This is a genomic window from Paraburkholderia graminis C4D1M, from assembly GCF_000172415.1.
In the GTDB taxonomy this organism is placed as follows: Bacteria; Pseudomonadota; Gammaproteobacteria; order Burkholderiales; family Burkholderiaceae; genus Paraburkholderia; species Paraburkholderia graminis.
In genome coordinates this window covers 1-16,707 of sequence record NZ_ABLD01000014.1, presented here as the reverse complement: position 1 = coordinate 16,707, position 16,707 = coordinate 1, and the positions used below count along the sequence as shown (strand labels likewise).

At 65.9% G+C, this 16,707-nt stretch carries 16 protein-coding genes and 1 pseudogene; 11 read left to right on the top strand and 6 right to left on the bottom strand.

Annotated elements, in window-relative coordinates; translation table 11 throughout:
- Positions 1-3 precede the first annotated feature (3 nt).
- Positions 4-1,221, top strand: a complete 1,218-nt coding sequence (gene gspF / locus BGRAMDRAFT_RS20885) for a type II secretion system inner membrane protein GspF (protein ID WP_006050806.1) — start codon at positions 4-6, stop codon at positions 1,219-1,221.
- Between the two features lie 60 nt (positions 1,222-1,281).
- On the opposite strand, the gene BGRAMDRAFT_RS20880 is transcribed toward gspF, so the two are convergent.
- A complete protein-coding gene (locus BGRAMDRAFT_RS20880; protein WP_006050805.1) occupies positions 1,282-1,695 on the bottom strand; it encodes a type II secretion system protein N in 414 nt (137 codons plus the stop codon).
- 157 nt (positions 1,696-1,852) lie between these two features.
- On the opposite strand from BGRAMDRAFT_RS20880, the gene gspG reads away from it, so the two are divergent.
- Genes gspG through BGRAMDRAFT_RS20840 form a run of 8 tightly spaced genes read left to right on the top strand, consistent with a single transcriptional unit; the run spans position 1,853 to position 7,882 of the window.
- Entirely contained in the window at positions 1,853-2,317 is a 465-nt protein-coding gene (gene gspG, locus BGRAMDRAFT_RS20875) for a type II secretion system major pseudopilin GspG (protein ID WP_006050804.1), read from the top strand.
- Positions 2,308-2,847 (top strand): GspH/FimT family pseudopilin, encoded by a 540-nt coding sequence (locus tag BGRAMDRAFT_RS20870; RefSeq protein ID WP_006050803.1) that lies wholly within the window; start codon positions 2,308-2,310, stop codon positions 2,845-2,847. The genes gspG and BGRAMDRAFT_RS20870 overlap by 10 nt, the downstream gene beginning before the upstream one ends.
- A 1-nt stretch (position 2,848) precedes the next feature.
- Positions 2,849-3,289, top strand: a complete 441-nt coding sequence (gspI, locus tag BGRAMDRAFT_RS20865) for a type II secretion system minor pseudopilin GspI (RefSeq protein WP_006050802.1) — start codon at positions 2,849-2,851, stop codon at positions 3,287-3,289.
- Entirely contained in the window at positions 3,267-3,968 is a 702-nt protein-coding gene (locus tag BGRAMDRAFT_RS20860; protein WP_006050801.1) for a PulJ/GspJ family protein, read from the top strand. Before gspI ends, BGRAMDRAFT_RS20860 begins: the two co-directional genes overlap by 23 nt.
- 1 nt (position 3,969) lies before the next feature.
- Positions 3,970-5,130 carry a type II secretion system minor pseudopilin GspK gene (gene gspK, locus BGRAMDRAFT_RS20855; RefSeq protein WP_006050800.1) on the top strand — a complete coding sequence of 387 codons (1,161 nt, stop codon included), beginning with the start codon at positions 3,970-3,972 and terminating at the stop codon, positions 5,128-5,130.
- A 28-nt stretch (positions 5,131-5,158) separates the two neighbouring features.
- A complete protein-coding gene (gene gspL / locus BGRAMDRAFT_RS20850) occupies positions 5,159-6,580 on the top strand; it encodes a type II secretion system protein GspL (protein WP_006050799.1) in 1,422 nt (473 codons plus the stop codon).
- Complete coding sequence (locus tag BGRAMDRAFT_RS20845; RefSeq protein ID WP_006050798.1) at positions 6,577-7,080, top strand: type II secretion system protein M; 504 nt, start codon at positions 6,577-6,579, stop codon at positions 7,078-7,080. Before gspL ends, BGRAMDRAFT_RS20845 begins: the two co-directional genes overlap by 4 nt.
- A gap of 22 nt (positions 7,081-7,102) precedes the next feature.
- A complete protein-coding gene (locus BGRAMDRAFT_RS20840; protein ID WP_006050797.1) occupies positions 7,103-7,882 on the top strand; it encodes a type II secretion system protein N in 780 nt (259 codons plus the stop codon).
- 502 nt (positions 7,883-8,384) lie between these two features.
- On the opposite strand, the gene BGRAMDRAFT_RS20830 is transcribed toward BGRAMDRAFT_RS20840, so the two are convergent.
- Both BGRAMDRAFT_RS20830 and BGRAMDRAFT_RS20825 read right to left on the bottom strand, forming a co-directional pair.
- Positions 8,385-9,968 (bottom strand): efflux transporter outer membrane subunit, encoded by a 1,584-nt coding sequence (locus tag BGRAMDRAFT_RS20830; protein ID WP_006050796.1) that lies wholly within the window; start codon positions 9,966-9,968, stop codon positions 8,385-8,387.
- 178 nt (positions 9,969-10,146) lie between these two features.
- Positions 10,147-10,572, bottom strand: coding sequence for a hypothetical protein (locus BGRAMDRAFT_RS20825; protein ID WP_006050795.1), 426 nt, complete (start codon positions 10,570-10,572; stop codon positions 10,147-10,149).
- A 217-nt stretch (positions 10,573-10,789) separates the two neighbouring features.
- On the opposite strand from BGRAMDRAFT_RS20825, the gene BGRAMDRAFT_RS20820 reads away from it, so the two are divergent.
- Positions 10,790-11,335: a MarR family winged helix-turn-helix transcriptional regulator gene (locus BGRAMDRAFT_RS20820; protein ID WP_006050794.1), complete on the top strand. Its 546-nt coding sequence runs from the start codon at positions 10,790-10,792 to the stop codon at positions 11,333-11,335.
- Between the two features lie 131 nt (positions 11,336-11,466).
- Positions 11,467-13,065, top strand: a complete 1,599-nt coding sequence (locus BGRAMDRAFT_RS20815) for a DHA2 family efflux MFS transporter permease subunit (protein ID WP_006050793.1) — start codon at positions 11,467-11,469, stop codon at positions 13,063-13,065.
- Between the two features lie 19 nt (positions 13,066-13,084).
- On the opposite strand, the gene BGRAMDRAFT_RS20810 is transcribed toward BGRAMDRAFT_RS20815, so the two are convergent.
- The 3 genes and pseudogenes from BGRAMDRAFT_RS20810 to BGRAMDRAFT_RS20800 form a co-directional block, all read right to left on the bottom strand.
- The gene (locus BGRAMDRAFT_RS20810) at positions 13,085-13,612 is read right to left on the bottom strand and encodes a hypothetical protein (RefSeq protein WP_006050792.1); all 528 of its coding nucleotides are present in this window, start codon (positions 13,610-13,612) and stop codon (positions 13,085-13,087) included.
- Positions 13,613-13,748: 136 nt separating this feature from the next.
- Positions 13,749-15,364 (bottom strand): annotated as a pseudogene (gene gshA / locus BGRAMDRAFT_RS20805) (glutamate--cysteine ligase).
- A gap of 318 nt (positions 15,365-15,682) precedes the next feature.
- Complete coding sequence (locus BGRAMDRAFT_RS20800) at positions 15,683-16,600, bottom strand: DNA-3-methyladenine glycosylase family protein (protein ID WP_006050789.1); 918 nt, start codon at positions 16,598-16,600, stop codon at positions 15,683-15,685.
- Positions 16,601-16,707: the final 107 nt, after the last annotated feature.

The window sequence follows — 16,707 nt, the reverse complement described above, 5'->3', positions numbered from 1 at the left end:
CGCATGCCGGCATTTCGTTTCGAAGCGATCGACGCGGCGGGCAAGGCGCAAAAAGGCGTGCTCGACGCGGACAGCGCGCGCGGCGCGCGCACCAATCTGCGTTCGCAAGGACTCACGCCGCTCGTCGTCGAGCCGGCCGCCACGCGCACGCGCGGCGAGCGCAATCAGCGTCTTTCATTGGGACGGCGGCTGTCGCAGCGCGAGCAGGCCATTCTCACGCGGCAACTGGCGAGCCTGCTGATTGCCGGCTTGCCGCTCGACGAAGCGCTCGCCGTTTTGACGGAGCAATCGGAGCGCGACTACATCCGCGAATTGATGGCGGCGATTCGCGCCGAGGTGCTCGGCGGCCATTCGCTCGCGAATGCGCTCACGCAGCATCCGAAAGACTTTCCGGAGATCTATCGCGCGCTGGTCGCGGCCGGCGAACATACCGGCAAGCTCGGCCTGGTGTTATCGCGGCTCGCGGACTACATCGAGCAACGCAACGCGCTTAAGCAGAAGATCGTGCTGGCGTTCACTTACCCGACGATCGTCACGATCATCGCGTTCGGCATCGTCACGTTTTTGCTGAGCTATGTGGTGCCGCAGGTGGTCAACGTGTTCGCGAGCACCAAGCAGCAACTGCCCTTCCTCACGATCATGATGATGGCGCTCTCCGGCTTCGTGCGGAACTGGTGGTGGGCCGTGCTGATCGCGGTCGCGGTGCTGTTCTATGTGGTGCGTTCGACGCTCAGACAAGCCGGCCCGCGCTTCGCGTTCGACCGGTGGCTGCTCACCGCGCCGCTCCTCGGCAAACTCGTGCGCGGCTACAACACCGTGCGCTTCGCGAGCACGCTCGGCATTCTGACGGCGGCCGGCGTGCCGATTCTGCGTGCGCTGCAAGCCGCCGCTGAAACGCTCAGCAACACCGCGATGCGCGGCAACATCGACGATGCGATCGTGCGTGTGCGCGAAGGCACGTCGCTGTCACGCGCGCTCGGCAATACGAAGACGTTCCCGCCGGTGCTGGTTCACCTGATCCGTTCCGGCGAAGCGACCGGCGACGTCACGACGATGCTCGACCGTGCCGCCGACGGCGAAGCGCGCGAGCTCGAGCGCCGCACGATGTTCCTGACGAGTCTGCTGGAGCCGCTGCTGATTCTGGCGATGGGCGGCGTGGTGCTGGTGATCGTACTGGCGGTGATGCTGCCGATCATCGAGTTGAATAATCTGGTGCAGTGAGGCGTGGAATGCCGCGGCGCGATTGCACAGCGGCGTGATGGCTGAACCTGGCGACCAAGCTTAACGCACGTAGATAGTAGGACCCGCGGCGTTCGCCGGCAGGAATACTTCGGAATGCGCGCCATTGCGGTCGATCACGATGGAGCGGGCGCGGACTTCGGAGAGTTTGGCGCCTTGCATCAGCGTGCTGCCGAGCGACACCGCACGCGGCGGCTCGCCACCCACGCTGACGATGGCCGCGGCGCCTTGGGTCAGCGCGAGAATGCCGAACAGATGCACGTCCTGGTTGACCGTGCGCGTGAGCTGTCCGCCGAACAGCGTGGCGGCCTGATCGGTCGAGACCTGCGCGTGCGCGGCGGCTGCGGGCACCGGCGCACCGGACATCGCGGTGAGTGTGATGGTCCAGTAGGTCAGCGTCGCGCAGAACACGGCGAAGAGCGCGAGCGACAGAAGGCGGATTTGGAGTGCGTTCATGCGCACATTGTACGGACTATTGTGAAAATTGCGTTGGGTTGAAACCCTTCAACTGCATGACATTAAAATGACCGGCCGGGCGCGTTCAATGGCACCGCGAGTGCCAGAGCACCGAGTCCGCCCAGTCGATAATTCACCTGAAAAGAGGTAGCAAGCTATGCAACTGTCGACCATTCGCCGCACAGCAATTGCGGGTTCGCGCAGCCGTCGTCAACGCGGCTTTACGCTGATCGAAATCATGGTCGTGATCGCGATTCTCGGCATCCTGGCCGCGTTGATCGTGCCGAAAATCATGAGCCGTCCCGACGAAGCGCGGCGCGTCGCCGCGAAGCAGGACATCGGCACCGTGATGCAGGCGCTCAAGCTTTATCGTTTGGACAACGGCCGTTATCCGACGCAGGAGCAAGGTCTGCGCGCGCTGATCGAAAAGCCCGCGACGGACCCCGTGCCGAACAACTGGAAAGACGGCGGCTATCTGGAACGTTTGCCGAATGATCCGTGGGGCAACGGCTATCAATATCTGAACCCCGGCGTGCACGGCGAAATCGACGTCTTCAGCTACGGCGCGGACGGCAAGGCAGGCGGCGAAGGCAATGACGCCGACGTGGGCTCGTGGCAATAGACGATAGCAACGCACGTGTCGCAACGAACCCGCCGCCCCGCGCGGCGGGCGCGGCGTTGCGCGCGCGCGGCCTGCGCCGGCATCAGGCGGGTTTCACGCTGCTGGAAATGATGGTGGTGCTGGTGATTGCAGGCTTGCTGGTCTCACTGACCGCGTTGACGATGACGCGCAATCCGCGCACCGACCTGAACGAGGAAGCACAGCGTCTCGCGCTGCTGTTCGAATCGGCCGGCGACGAAGCGCAGGTGCGCGCGCGTCCGATCGCGTGGCAACCGTTCGACGGCGGCTTTCGTTTCGACTTGCGCACCGAGGACGGCTGGCGTCCGCTGCGCGACGATCTGCTCAAGCCGCGTCAGTGGGAAGGCGGCGTGAGCGGCGTGACGATCGACTATCCGGGCTCGAATTCGAAGGCGAATCGCGTCGTGTTCGGCACCGAGGCGATCGACGTGCCCGTGCGCGTCACGCTGTTTTCCGCCGCGGGCAGCGCGACGATCGTCGGCACCGGCAATGGCCGCTACGAGGTGCACTGACATGCGCCATCGCAGCAGCAGCAGTAGCAGAAGCAGCAGCAGCAGCACGGCGGCTCGCCGGGCCGTCCACCGCGAGCGCGGTTTCACGATGATCGAAGTGCTGGTCGCGCTCGCGATCATCGCCGTCGCGCTTGCCGCATCGCTGCGCGCGGTCGGCTCACTCGCGACCGGCGAGGCCGATCTTCATCGGCGCTTGCTGGCCGGCTGGAGCGCGGATAACACGCTCGCGCAATTGCGCCTCACGCATGCATGGCCGAATGTCGGCTCGACGAGTTTCGATTGCTCGCAAGGAAATTTGCAGTTGATCTGTACCGAGCAAGTGTCGGCGACGCCGAATCCGGTGTTTCGTCGCGTGGAAGTGATGGTGACGATGCCCGGGCGCTCCGGCAATCTCGCCCAGATGGTCACGGTGGTCGCGAATGAAACGAATCGTTCGCTCTGAGCGCCGCCGCGAGCGCACCGGCCGCCGCCGCTCTCGCGCGGGCGTGCATGGCTTCACGCTGATCGAACTGCTCGTCGCGATCGCGATCATGGCGGTGATCGCGGTGCTGTCGTGGCGCGGGCTCGACCAGATCATCCGCGGCCGGCAGACCATTACGAACGCGATGGAAGACGAGCGCGTGTTCGCGCAACTGTTCGACCAGATGCGCATCGACGCGCGTCAGGCCGCTTCCGACGACGAATCCGGTCAGCCGGCGGTGTCGCTCCTCGGCGGCGCATTGCAGATCGTGCGGCAGATGAGCTTGCCCGGCTCCGCGCCGCGCTTGCAGGTCGTGCGTTACCGCGTCACCGAAGGCCGCGTGATCCGCTATGCGTCTCCGCCGCTTGCCAGCGTCGGCGATCTGCGCGCGGCGTCGCGCGGCAGCGAAGGCGAAGGCTGGTCGGCCGTGCCGTTGATGGGCGGCGTCGGCGCAATTTCGGCGCGGCTCTATGTGCCGCGCGTCGGCTGGACCACGCAGATGAAGGACGTGCAAGGCGCGATCACCGAGGCCGACAACAATCTCAAGGTGCCGCAGCTTGGCAATGCTCCGCTGCCGCGCTCCGTGACGGGGCTCGAAGTGAGCGTGGGCGCGAAGTCGCTCGCACGGCCCATCACGCGCGTTTTTTTGATTGGGGAATGAGATGAGATTGTTCTCCTTCAGCGCGGGACGCTCGACGGGTTCTTTGTGTGTAACGCGCGGCTCGCGTAACGCACGGCACACCCATTCCACCCATCAGCGCGGCGCGGCCATCATCAGCGCGTTGCTCGTCGTTGCGCTCTCGGCGATTCTCGTCTCCGGCATGTTGTGGCGTCAGCAAGTGCAGATCCGCCGGATCGAGAACCAGCGTCTGCTCGCGCAGGCGCAATGGGTTGCGCGCGGCGCGCTCGACTGGACGCGTCTGATTCTTCGCTCCGAAGGCGATACGTCCGCGGGCATCACCTATCTCGGTGGCGTGTGGGGCGTGCCCATCGCGAAGACGCGGCTTTCCGACTTCCTCGGTCAGATCGGCGAGGTGCGCGCGCAGCAAGGCGCCGCGACTTACCTGTCGGGTTCGATCGAAGACGCTCAGGCCAAATTCAATCTGCGCAATCTGGTCGCGAGCCCGGCGCCCGGCGTCATGCAACTCGACGTGGAGCAGATCGGCGCGTATCAGCGGCTGCTGGTTTCGCTCGGCGTGAACAGCCAGCTCGCGAAGAACACCGCGGTCCAGGTGCGCGCGAGCCTGATGCAATCGGCGACGCGCTTTCAGACCGTCACATCGACGTCCGGCACGCCGTCGACGCCGGCGATCCAGGGCGGCGCCGCAGGTGGGGCAACAGGCGGCGGCTTCACGGACAAACCGGGCATCGAAGACGGCGAGGACAGCGCCGCGCACGCGCCGCTGCAAATGACGAGCGTCGATTCGCTGCTCGACATTCCCGGCTACACGCCGGAGATGGTCGCGCGCTTGCGGCCCTTCGTGACTGTGCTGCCGACCGTGTCGGCGATCAACATGAACACGGCGCCCGCCGAAGTGATTGCGGCCGTTGTGCCGGGCATGAATCTGTCTTCCGCGCAGGCGTTCGTCGCCCGGCGGCAGACCGTGTTTTTCCATAATGCCGGCGACGTGACGCTCGCGTTGCGCGGCGCGGGCGTTCAGCAGACTTCGATCGATCCAAACCAGTTCGACGTCAACACGAACTACTTTCTGATTCATGGCCGCGTGCAGCACGAGCGCGCCGAAGTGGACCGCACGACGCTCGTCTATCGCGATGCTTTGACTCACACTACGCGTATCGTGCGGGTGCAAGACCAACTATGAACAACGCCTTTCCCAGAGAGAGTGGCCTTTGAGCACGCTGATCGTCTTATTGCCGCCGCGTGATCCGGCGGTGCCGTCGCAGGAATGGCAGTTGCCGGACTTGCCGTTCGTGCTGCTCGACAAGTCGGGACGCACGCAGCGCGCCGGGCGTTCGGCGCTTGCGCTGTTGCCGCGCGCGACGTCGACGGTGCTGATGGTCGCCGCGCGCGACCTCCTGATGATGCCCGCCACGCTGCCGCCGCTGCGCGGTCCGAAGCTGCGCCAGGCGCTGCCGAACATCGTCGAGGATCAGCTGATCCAGGACCCGCAAACCTGCCATATCGCCGTGGACCCGCAACCGGCGGCGGGCGGACGGCAAGTGCTGGCGATCATCGACCGAGGGTGGTTCCGCTTTATCTACGAAGCGTTTTCCGCTGCTGGGCACCGCAGTCTGCGTGCGGTGCCGGTTACACGCTGTCTGCCGGAGGCGCGGTTATCCGCAGCGCCGGTCGACGTTGCCGAAACGGTGAGCGCGGCCGAGCCAGCATTGGCGGGCGCCGACGCTTCGCCACGCCGCGATGCCGCGCCGGTGGCAAGCGCGACTGATGCATTGTCCGACGCTGCAACTGGAGCCATGCCGATGGTCGCGGCGGTGCTCGGCGCAGTCGTTCAAACCGCGCCGGCACTGCTGCTGGAAGGCGCGGTGGAAACCGGCACGCCGCGCGTCGAACTGGCGATTGCGCGCGGCGCGCAAGGCGAAGGGCTCGCGGTGCCGGCGAACGCGGTCAACGCGACGCTCGCCGCGCTCGCCGGCGCGATGCCCGTGTCGCTCTATATGCTCACCGAAGTGCCTGGCAACGAGCCGAGTCTCGGCGCAAGCAGCCCGGCGCGGCTTGCCGCGCATGTGCACGGCGCGAGTCCGCTGCCGTTCGAGCAGCTCGCGCGGCGCGCGCTCGCGTGCCGCTTCGATCTGTGCCAGTTCGAATTCGCGTCGCAGCCGTGGCGGCTCGACCGCGCGACGCTGCGCCGCCTGCGCCTGCCCGTGCTGCTCGCGGTCGGCGCGCTGCTGGTCGCGATCATCGGCGCGAATGTGCAGTGGCTGATGCTGTCGCGCCAGCGCGACGCGATCAACACGCAGATGACCGAACTGCTGCTCAACGCGTTCCCGAAGACGACGGTCGTGCTCGATGCGCCCGATCAGATGTCGCGTCAGTTGCAGCAGTTGCGTGTGGCGGCGGGCGAGCTTTCTCCGGACGATTTCCTCTCCATCGCCGATCGTCTCGCGCGCGCGCTGCCGCCCGTGCCCGTCAACGGCATTGCCGCGCTCGATTATCACGACCGGCGGCTCGACGTGACCTTCAAGCCGGAGGTGAAGCTCGATCCCGATTTCGCCGCGCGCCTCGCGCGCAACGGACTGAATGGCGCGATCGACAGCAATACCGGCAAGTGGACCATCAGGAACGGACAATGAAAGCTCAACTCGCGCAAACTTGGGCAGGCTTCTGGGAGCAGCGGACCGACCGCGAAAAGGGTCTGCTGACGTGGGGCGGCGGCGTGCTCGCGGTGGTGATCGCGTGGTCGGTGCTGTGGGCGCCGGCGCAGGAGGGGCGCGCGCGTCTGCGTCAATCGCTGCCCACCTTGCAGCGCCAACTCGCGCAGATGACGGCGCAAGCCAACGAAGCGCGTCAGCTTTCCGGCGCCGCTCAGGGCGTGGCGCCGACCGGCGGCGCGCTGAAGGACGCGCTGTCCGCGTCGCTTGCCGATCATGGCCTCGCGGCCACGCAGGTTCAGGTGATCGGCAACGCGGTGCAGGTGCAGATGAAGAACGCGTCGTTTCCCGTGTGGACGGGTTGGGTCGACGACGTGCGCCGCCAGTTCAAAGTGCAGGTCGCCGAAGCGCACGTGACCGCGCTGAAAGAAGACGGCCAGGTGGACGTGACGGCGTCGCTGCAGCCATCGACGGCGAAATGAGCGCGCTGCCACGGGATCTCGCATGACTTACTGGATGCGGCGCCTGCGCGCCGCGCTGCCCTGGCTCGTGGTCGCGGTGTTTTCCAGCGCGGCAGTGATGCTCGCGATGTTGCCGGCCGCGTGGATCACGCCGCAATTCGCCCGTCAGAGCGGCGGGCACGTGAACCTCGTCGACCCGGCCGGTTCGCTGTGGCACGGCTCCGCCACGCTGATGCTCGCCGCGGGCTCCGATATGAGCGCCGCGACGCTGCTGCCTGGACGCATCGAATGGCGCACGGCTTTCTGGCCGCTCTTCACGGGCCGCGTGCGCATGACCATGCGGCAGAGCGAGGCAATGCCGGAGCCGATCACCGTCGACGCCACGCCGCGCAGCGCGAATGTGACGCCCGGCGCGATCGCGGTGCCGGCTTCGCTGCTGAGCGGTCTCGGCGCGCCGTTCAATACGCTGGATCTACAGGGCGACGTGCGGCTCTCGTGGTCCGACTGGCGCAGTTTCAACCGTCAGGCGTTCGGCCAGTTGACGGTCGCGCTGAACGACGTGAGTTCGCGTGTCTCGCCGGTGAAGCCGCTCGGCTCGTATCAGTTGGTGTTTCAGGCGGAAGGGGCGTCGTCGACGCTCGAGCTGCGGACCGTCAAGGGGCCGCTGATGCTGAACGGACGTGGGGTCGTGTCGCCGGCTTCGACGTCGTTTCATGGCACGGCGACATCGGCGCCCGAGGCACGCGACAATCTCGCGGGACTGTTGAACCTGCTCGGACGACCGAGCGGACCGGATACGGTTGCGTTGTCGTTCGTGCATTGAGGTGGGTGGGTGGCGCGGGTGGTGATAGACCGCGCCGTTCGGTGCTTTTGAAGTCGCGGCAAAAGGGGATGCGGTCGTCGCGTTGCTGCCGCTCGCGCGTTAGTTTGACGCGCGGACGCGCAGCGCGTTTTGAGCTAGTGGCAAAACGAGATTGTCGAGGATGTCTCTCACACCTCGAGCTGGACCCGCAGATGCGTCGCGTGGATGCTGCAACGCGCGGAGCGGCGCCTTCGAGCTAGCGGCAAACCAAACTGGTCAACGTTGTCGCTCGCACATCGAGTTCGACGGGCGGATGCGCGGCGCGGGTGCTGAGAAAGCCGCCGAGCGGCGTTTTAAGCTGGCGGCAAAACGAGCGGCTGAACGTTGCCGCTCGCATGTCGAGTTGAACCCGCGGCGGCTCGTACAGCGCTAGATGCAAAAAAGGCATGACGGGTTTTGTTGGCCCGTTATGCCTCTTTCCCATTTGAACGCCGCTGTATCGCGCGGCGCCCCGCTCGCCCGCCTATTTGCTTTGCGCTTGCATCTGCGCGGACGTCGCCGTCTGCGCAACTCCTCCCTGCGCGACAGGCGTCGCCGCCGCCGCCGACGCCGGCTCCGGCGCCGCCACCCCACCCGTTTCCCGGTTCATCTGCGATACATCCCAGCCGCCGCCCAGCGCTTTCACCAGCCCGACCGACGACACCATCCGCTGCCCCGCGATGGTTTGCAGCTTCTGCTCGGCCGTGAACGCCGTGGTCTGCGCGGTCAGCACGTTGACATAACCGACCGTGCCCGCCTTGTATTCGTTCGTCACGATGGCAAGCGCCTGGCGCGCCGACTCCACCGCCTGCTGCTGCACCACGATTTCCCGTTCGAGGATGCGCTGGGACGCGAGATTGTCTTCGACGTCCTGAAACGCCGTCAGCACCGTCTGACGATAGGTGGCGACGTTCTGGTCATAGGCGGCGCGCGCTGCTTCGGTTTGGGCGCGGCGCAGGCCCGCGTCGAAGAGCGTCGCCGCGAGTTGCGGGCCGACCGTCCAGAAGCGCGACGGCGCCGTCAGCAATTGCGAGAACACCGAGCTTTCGAAACCGCCGCTCGCCGACAGCGTCAGCGACGGAAAGAACGCGGCGATGGCGATGCCGATCTGCTCGTTGGCCGCCGCAGCCTTGCGCTCGGCGGAAGCGATGTCCGGCCGCCGCTCCAGCAGCGCGGACGGCATTTGCGCGGGCACGGCGGGCGGCGTGGCGGTGAGCGGCATCGGCGGGATCGAGAAGGTGGAGGCCGGTTCGCCGACGAGCACCGCGATCGCGTGTTCGTCCTGCGCGCGCTGCACGCCGTTGTCGATCGCGGATGCCTGCGCCGATTGCAGTTGCGTTTGCGCCTGGATCACGTCCGAACGCGCGGCCACGCCCGCGGCGTACTGGTTCTGCGTGAGTTGCAGCGAGCGCTGATAGGCGGCGACGGTTTCGTCCAGCAGTTTCTGATTTGCGTCGAGCGCGCGCAGCGCGAAATACGTCTGCGCAAGCGTGGCCTGCGCGGACAGCCGCGCGTTCGCCAGATCGGCGGCGGCGCCTTGCTGGCCGGCCTTCTGCGCATTCACCGAGCGGCCCACGGAGCCCCACAGGTCGGGCTCCCAGCTAGCGTCGAGTTGCAGGTCATAGCTGTTGCTGACGCCTGAGCGGCTGACGCTCGTCGATCGCGTACTCGACGAAGCACCGCTGCCCGAGCGCGTCGCGCCCGCCGACAAACCGAGGGTCGGGAAGTATGCCGCGCGCGCCTCGCCGACCAGCGCGCGAGCCTGCCGATAGGCGGCCGCAAATTGCGCGATGGTCTGATTGGCGGCGTTCAGCTTGTCTTCGAGCGCATCGAGTTGCGGGTCCTGGTAGATCGTCCACCACGCGCCGCGGTCCTCGTGATCCGCCGGTTGCGCGACTTTCCAGCCGCGCGCGGCTTCCTTGTATGAAGCCGGAATCTCGGCGGCGGGGCGCTGGTAGTCGGGGCCGACCGCGCAGGCTGCGACGAGGCCCGCGGCGGCCAGCGCGACGGCGAGGGTCAGGACGCGAGGCGCATAGGTCCGCGCGGACGAGGTTCGGTCAGACTGCATGCATTTTTCCTTCTGGACGCCACGACGCCGCCAATGACGGACGGCGCCGGCCTACGATGTGCCGGCATGTTAGCGTATGAGCCCGCTGGGCGCGGGAAACAGAAAGGTTAATGCGGGCAGCGACGAAGGTGTGTTACTGACGGTGTCGCGAAGGTTACGCGCCGTTACTGGCTGCCGTTCAAACGCGGGCGTCGGTGCGCGAATCGACCCGCGATTCCGTCGATGTCGTCTTGCGCGCGAGCTTGCCGGCTGCGGCCCGGCACGGTGCTTCGCCGCGCGACTGGCAGGCGCTTGCCGCGCCGTGGGCGATGACAGGTGCCGCGCTCTTAACGCCTGACACGCTTGCCGCGTTCGCGAGCGCCGCCGCGCTGTCCACCGACACCGCCTTCGCACCTTTGATGTCCGCGATGCCCTTCAAACCCTTGCGCGCCCGACGATGCTCGAACCACGCCAACACCGCGACTCCCACCGATCCGCCGGGCAGCACGAACAGCACGGCGAACAACGCGAGCTTCCACCAGCGATGCGGGCCCTGGAAGCTGTGCAAAGCGGAATCGGTCAGAGAGCGGCTGAGGCCGCCGAGGGTATTTTTCAGGTACAGCATGGGAGGGACATCCTTGGGTCACGCCGGCCTGGCGGCGGACAAAAAAAGCGGTCAGAACATAGTCTCGGGTGGCGCGGATCGCGTAACTCGTTGCTTAATATAATATTGACTATGCAAGTAAATTTCAAGATACTGTGCGCGATGCGCGGCCGCGTTGTTGTTTTTCGGTGTCGCGCGTGTCCAGAATGTGCGTCTGCTGCAATGTCCCTGTACCCAAATGACTGACGGCCCCTACAAAGCGGACGAGATCCGGCTCGATACGAGTCTCGGCTACTACCTGTCGAAAGCGCGCAACGTGCTGGTCGAGCGCACCGACCGCGCGGTCAAGCCGCTGGGGCTGACGGCGCAGCAGATCGGCGTGATCCTGTTGCTCGCTGCCGGGCGCGCGAACACGCCGTTCGAGTTGTCGCGCGTGATGTCCTATGACAGCGGCTCGATGACCCGTCTGCTGGACCGCCTTGAAAAGAAAGGCTTTTTGCAGCGCACGCGTAGCGACGCCGATCGTCGGATGGTCAAGCTGGAGTTGACGCCGCAAGGGCATGAAGCGGCGCAGCAGTTGCCCGGCATCGGCGCGGCCGTGCTGAACCAGCAGTTGCGCGGCTTCTCGGACGCGGACCTCGCGACGCTGATCGAGCTGCTTAGCCGTTTCATCGCCAACGGTATCGACCCGGGGACGAGCGCAGGCTGCGGCTTGTGTGCGGAGGCTGAGCCGCCCGGCGACGCAACGGCCGACGATTCATCGCCGGAGAAGGGCGAGCATTAACCGCAGAGCGCCTTCTAGGGGCGCAGTTGTAAAACAATATCTGTCTGGGCAGAGTGTGATGCAGCATGCAAATGCCCAGAGAAACGCGACAAGCCAGGCACGACACACTTCCGCGCTGAGGAGAACAACACATGGCCGCTACGGCTTCCAACGCTGACGAACCCGCAGCTCAACCTGCACACCAGCCCGCCACCCCGCCCGCGGCCGAGCCGGCGCCGCTCAAAGGCGGCGCGCTCGCGCTCCTGACCGTCGGGCTCGCGCTCGGCACGTTCATGGAAGTGCTGGACACGTCGATTGCCAACGTCGCCGTGCCGACCATCTCCGGCAGCCTCGGCGTGGCGACCAGTCAGGGCACGTGGGTGATCTCGTCGTATTCGGTGGCCTCGGCGATTGCGGTTCCGTTGACGGGCTGGCTCGCGCGGCGCGTCGGCGAAGTGCGGCTCTTCACGCTGTCCGTTCTGCTCTTCACGATCGCCTCAGCGCTGTGCGGCTTCGCGCACAACTTCGAGTCGCTGATCTTGTTCCGGCTCGTGCAAGGGCTTGTGTCCGGCCCGATGGTCCCGCTGTCGCAAACCATTCTGATGCGCTCGTATCCGCCCGAGAAACGCGGGCTCGCGTTGGGGTTGTGGGCGATGACCGTGATTTGCGCGCCGATCTTCGGCCCGGTGATGGGCGGCTACATCACGGACAACTACACCTGGCCGTGGATCTTCTACATCAACGTGCCGATCGGCCTTTTCTCCGCGGCCTGCGCGTTCGTGCTGTTGCGCGGGCGCGAGACCAAAACCACGCAGCAGCGTATCGACGCGATCGGCCTCTCGCTGCTCGTGATCGGCGTGGCGTGTCTCCAGATGGTGCTCGACCTCGGCAAGGATCGCGACTGGTTCAACTCCACGTTCATCGTGACGCTCGCGGTGATCGCGGTGATTTCGATTGCGTTCATGCTCGTCTGGGAGATGACCGAGAAAGAGCCGGTCGTCGATTTATCGCTCTTTAAGGACCGCAATTTCGCGCTCGGCGTGCTGATCATCTCGTTCGGCTTCATGGCGTTCTTCGGCTCGGTGGTGATTTTTCCGCTGTGGCTGCAAACGGTGATGGGTTACACGGCGGGCCTCGCCGGTCTCGCCACCGCGCCGGTCGGCATCCTCGCGCTGTTCCTCTCGCCGATGATCGGCAAGAACATGCACCGGCTGAATCTGCGGGTGATCGCGAGCTTCGCGTTCATCGTGTTTGCGTTCGTGTCGTTCTGGAACTCGACCTTCACGCTCGACGTGCCGTTCAATCACGTGATCTGGCCGCGCCTCGTGCAAGGCATCGGCGTGGCCTGCTTCTTCGTGCCGATGACGACCATCACGCTCTCGAGCGTGTCGGACGATCGGCTCGCGAGCGCCTCGGGCTTATCGAACTTTTTCCGGACCTTGTCCGGCGCAATCGGCACCGCCATCAGCACGACGTATTGGGAGAACGACACGATTCGCCATCACGCGATGCTGGTCGATAACGTCAACGTCTACACGGCGAACACGAACGCGTACACGAGTGCGCTGGCCGGCGCCGGCCTTTCCGGCGACAGCATCACGGCGCAGCTCAACCAGGTGGTGACCGCGCAGGCCTATATGCTGGCCACCAACGACTTCTTCCGCATTTCGTGCGCGGGCTTCCTCGTGCTTGCCGTGCTCGTGTGGATCACGAAGCCGCGCAAAGGCGTCGGTCCGTCGATGGGGCATTGAGCGGCGCGCAACGCGGCGCTCACTGACTCACGGCTTCGCCAGTGGATGGCGTGACCGACTGTCCTTGCTGCATATCGGGATGCAGGGCGGGATGCGCTGCGGCGGACGCGGGCTGCGCCGGCTTGGCATCGGTTCCCTGTGTGCCTGCTGGCGTGCCGCGCACATATTGCTTGAAGTCCGCGCCCGCTTCCCACGGGTTCGGCTTGCAGCCGAGCGAGCCGTCACAATGCGCGGCGAAGCCGATCGTCGCGGTGCCGTCCGGATTCTGCGTGCGGGTGATCTGGTAGGCGAGCGCGCGCTTGCCGCCGTCGGGGCCGGCGGTCTGGATCAGCGTGCTGGTCGCGGCTTCGATCTTGTACTTCGAGTTATTCGCGACCCACGTTTGCGCGCGCTGCCACCAGAGGTCGCACTCGGCCTTGCTCGAACAGGTCAGCGGCGTGGTGGCGATCTGCATGACGTCGGGATCGACTTGTCCCTGCGTAGAGCATGCGGTCGCGGCAACGGCAGCTGCGGTAACGCACAGTACGGACAACAGACGTTGCTTCATCACGTTGATCCTCCCTCTTGTTAGCGTGTCCTATCAGTTTGGACCGCGTCGTGTAGAGGGTGTTTCCTTCAGATCAGAGAAACGTGCAAATGCGTGGACAATTTACCGATGCGTGCCGATGCGGCAGCCGCTTCGCTCACACGCTGAAGCGGTTCAACGTATAAGCCCGATAAGCGGCGACGAACGCATCGAACGAGCCCACTTCTTCCCGCTCGAGTTTCGCCTGCTCGTCCAGCGATTGCGTGGCCAGCTCCTCAAACTCCTTTGCCACGTCTGCAGGCAGCGGACGCGCGCGGAAGTGCGCCGCATGCGCTTCGCTCTGTTCAAGACCGAATTCGAGGAAGCTCTGCTGCTTCTCGCGCATGGTCTGCAATACGCGTGCGGACGGCGTCAGCGACGCATCCGCCAGCTTCGCGCGCTGAACCGCAACCGAGCGCGCATGCGCGTCGCCGCCGTTGAGCGCGTCGAGCGCGGCGGCGGCCGCTTCGATCTTGACGAACAGTTCGTCGGCCCATTCAGTCATCGCGATGGTCTGCCCGTCGCGCGTGAGTTCCAGGCCAGGCTTGCGCCCTTCGGTCGTCACGCGCGCGAAGTTCTGGTTCGCCTCGCAATACGCGGGCGGCGGCAGCGGCGCGCGTCGTCGAGCGCACACACGAGCAGATAGGCGTCGAGAAAGCGCGACGTTTCGAGCGAAATACCGACCGGCTCGAAAGGATCGATGTCCATGCAGCGCACTTCGACGTATTGCACGCCGCGCGCGGCGAGCGCATGCAGCGGCCGTTCGCCGGGATACGTGACGCGCTTCGGACGGATCGTCGAATAAAACTCGTTTTCGATCTGCAATACGTTGGTGTTGATCTGCACCCACTCGCCGTCGCGCTGCGTGCCGATTGCCTCGTACGCAGGATACGGCTGGCTAACCGCCTTCGCGAGCGCGTCGAGATAACCGGGCAGCGTGTCGTAGTCGGCGTGCAGCGCGGCTTGCGCGGTGGTGTTCGAGTAGCCGAGATCGCTCATGCGCAGGCTGGTCGCATACGGGCGATACAACGTGTCGGCGTCGAAGGTTTCGAGCGTATGTTTGCGCTCGCGCAAGAAGCGGCGGTCGAGCGCGGGCGACGCGCCGAACAGGTACATCAGCAGCCAGTTCGTGCGGCGGAAATTGCGGATCAGCGCGAGGTAACGGTCGGACTGAAAATCGACCGCGTTCGCGGTGGATTGCTGCTCCGCGTGCAGGAGCCGCCACACTTCTTCGTTCAGCGAATAGTTGTAGTGAATGCCCGCGATGCATTGCATCGTGCGCCCGTAGCGTAGCGCGAGGCCGATGCGGTACACGTACTTCAGCTTGCCGATGTTCGACGAGCCGTAATCCGCGATCGGAATGCCTTCATCGGTGTCGGGCAGCAGGCCCGGCATCGAGTTATTCCACAGAATCTCGTCGCCGAGGTTCGCGTAGACGAAACGATGCAGCGTGTCGAGCTTCTCGAGCGTGAGCGCGACGTCGTGCTCGGCGGGCGTGATCAGTTCGATTAGCGCTTCGGAATAGTCGGTGGTCAGCGAAGGATGCGTAAGCGCCGAACCGAGCGCGCGCGGATGCGGCGTCAACGCGAGCTGGCCCTCGTGCGTCACGCGCAGGCTTTCTCTTTCGATGCCGCGCAGGCCGCGTAGCAGCGCGTCGCGCTGCGGCCCTGAAGTCAGCACGGACAGGCGGTGCAGGAACGCGTCGGTCGTGCGGGATGAGGTCGTGTTTGGCATTGATGCGAGTCGGGCGTTGTCGGCCGCCATGTGCCGCCTGGCTGCTCGCGGGCAGCATGTTGCGGTTGACAACGTTCGGCGGAATTTTCAGTAGCGGGCACTTTAACATCTCGCCACCGCGCCTGCTTGAGGCCGCTTCGGCGGGCGATTGCAGGCCGCCGGGGCGTCTGTTGGCCGGTCTGTTTTCACGCCGGATTCGCGGATTTGGCCACACGGATTCCAGGTTATTGCGGCCATTGCAGCCGCGTTTTTTTAGTGAGCGTGGCGACACGGCATGGCGTGTCGCCACCTTCGCCTTAGACGGCTAGCTCGCGAGCACTAACCGCCGCGCGCGGCCCCGGCCCGATCCGCCACCTCGTTCCACAGATGCATCGCCGCATAAGCGCGCCACGGGCGCCAAGCGTCGGTGCGCGTGCGCTGCTGCGTGGGCCGCACGAGCGACGGGTCGCGCGCGCAGATCGACTGCATCAGCACGAGATCCCACGCGGGCCAGGCGTCGGGGTCGCGCCACGCGCGCATCGCGACATACTCGACCGTCCAGGGGCCGATGCCCGGCAGCGCGAGCAAGGCCGCGCGCAGTTCGCTTGCGTCCGCCGTGGCGCTGTCGAGCGGCACATCGCCCGTCGCGACCGCGTGCGCGAAGCCTTGCAGCGCGGCCACGCGCTTGCCCGGCATGCCGATTTGCGCGAGGTCGACGGCTGCCAGCGCTTCGGGCGTCGGAAAACGCCACGCCGTGTTGTCATGCGGATGCCCGTCGATACGCTCGCCCGCCCGCTGCACCAATCGTCCGATGATAGTGGTCGCCCCCTTCACGCTGATTTGCTGGCCGACAATCGCGCGCACCACCAGTTCGAAGCCCGACCACGCGCCCGGCACGCGCAAGCCGGGCGCGGCGTCGATCAGCGGCGCAAGCCAGGGGTCCGCGGCGAGCGCGGCGCCGATCTTCTTCGGATCGGCGCGCAGATCGAACATCTTTGCAATCGGCGCGGCGAGCGCGTCGGCGTGACGGCTCACCGGGCCTTCGATGCTCGCCACCAGACAGCGCTTGCGCGGATGCTCGCGCACGCTGAGCGTGCCGCTGTCGCCGGCCCATTCGATCGCGCGGCGATACGCGCCGTCTTCGACGGTCTCGACGCCGGGCGTCGCGCGTCCGCTGAAAAAGCGCAGCAGGCGCCGCCAGTCGAACGGCGCTTTGTACGGGAGTTCAAGAGTTGCAGCGTCGTCGAGCGTGCTCACGCGGCGTGGTCCAGTTTGGTGGCGAGGGGTTGAACAGGCGTCGTTTCGGGGCGGGCGGTTTCGTCGGCGGAAACGCGGTGCGCGTGCTGCGCCTCGTGTCGAGCAGC

Bases quoted from the DNA above. Each gene is read 5' to 3' on its own strand.
- gspF (WP_006050806.1), top strand. From the start codon at position 4: ATGCCGGCATTTCGTTTCGAAGCGATCGACGCGGCGGGCAAGGCGCAA.
- BGRAMDRAFT_RS20880 (WP_006050805.1), bottom strand. From the start codon at position 1,695: ATGAACGCACTCCAAATCCGCCTTCTGTCGCTCGCGCTCTTCGCCGTG.
- gspG (WP_006050804.1), top strand. From the start codon at position 1,853: ATGCAACTGTCGACCATTCGCCGCACAGCAATTGCGGGTTCGCGCAGC.
- gspI (WP_006050802.1), top strand. From the start codon at position 2,849: ATGCGCCATCGCAGCAGCAGCAGTAGCAGAAGCAGCAGCAGCAGCACG.
- BGRAMDRAFT_RS20860 (WP_006050801.1), top strand. From the start codon at position 3,267: ATGAAACGAATCGTTCGCTCTGAGCGCCGCCGCGAGCGCACCGGCCGC.
- gspK (WP_006050800.1), top strand. From the start codon at position 3,970: ATGAGATTGTTCTCCTTCAGCGCGGGACGCTCGACGGGTTCTTTGTGT.
- BGRAMDRAFT_RS20845 (WP_006050798.1), top strand. From the start codon at position 6,577: ATGAAAGCTCAACTCGCGCAAACTTGGGCAGGCTTCTGGGAGCAGCGG.
- BGRAMDRAFT_RS20840 (WP_006050797.1), top strand. From the start codon at position 7,103: ATGACTTACTGGATGCGGCGCCTGCGCGCCGCGCTGCCCTGGCTCGTG.
- BGRAMDRAFT_RS20830 (WP_006050796.1), bottom strand. From the start codon at position 9,968: ATGCAGTCTGACCGAACCTCGTCCGCGCGGACCTATGCGCCTCGCGTC.
- BGRAMDRAFT_RS20825 (WP_006050795.1), bottom strand. From the start codon at position 10,572: ATGCTGTACCTGAAAAATACCCTCGGCGGCCTCAGCCGCTCTCTGACC.
- BGRAMDRAFT_RS20820 (WP_006050794.1), top strand. From the start codon at position 10,790: ATGACTGACGGCCCCTACAAAGCGGACGAGATCCGGCTCGATACGAGT.
- BGRAMDRAFT_RS20815 (WP_006050793.1), top strand. From the start codon at position 11,467: ATGGCCGCTACGGCTTCCAACGCTGACGAACCCGCAGCTCAACCTGCA.
- BGRAMDRAFT_RS20810 (WP_006050792.1), bottom strand. From the start codon at position 13,612: ATGAAGCAACGTCTGTTGTCCGTACTGTGCGTTACCGCAGCTGCCGTT.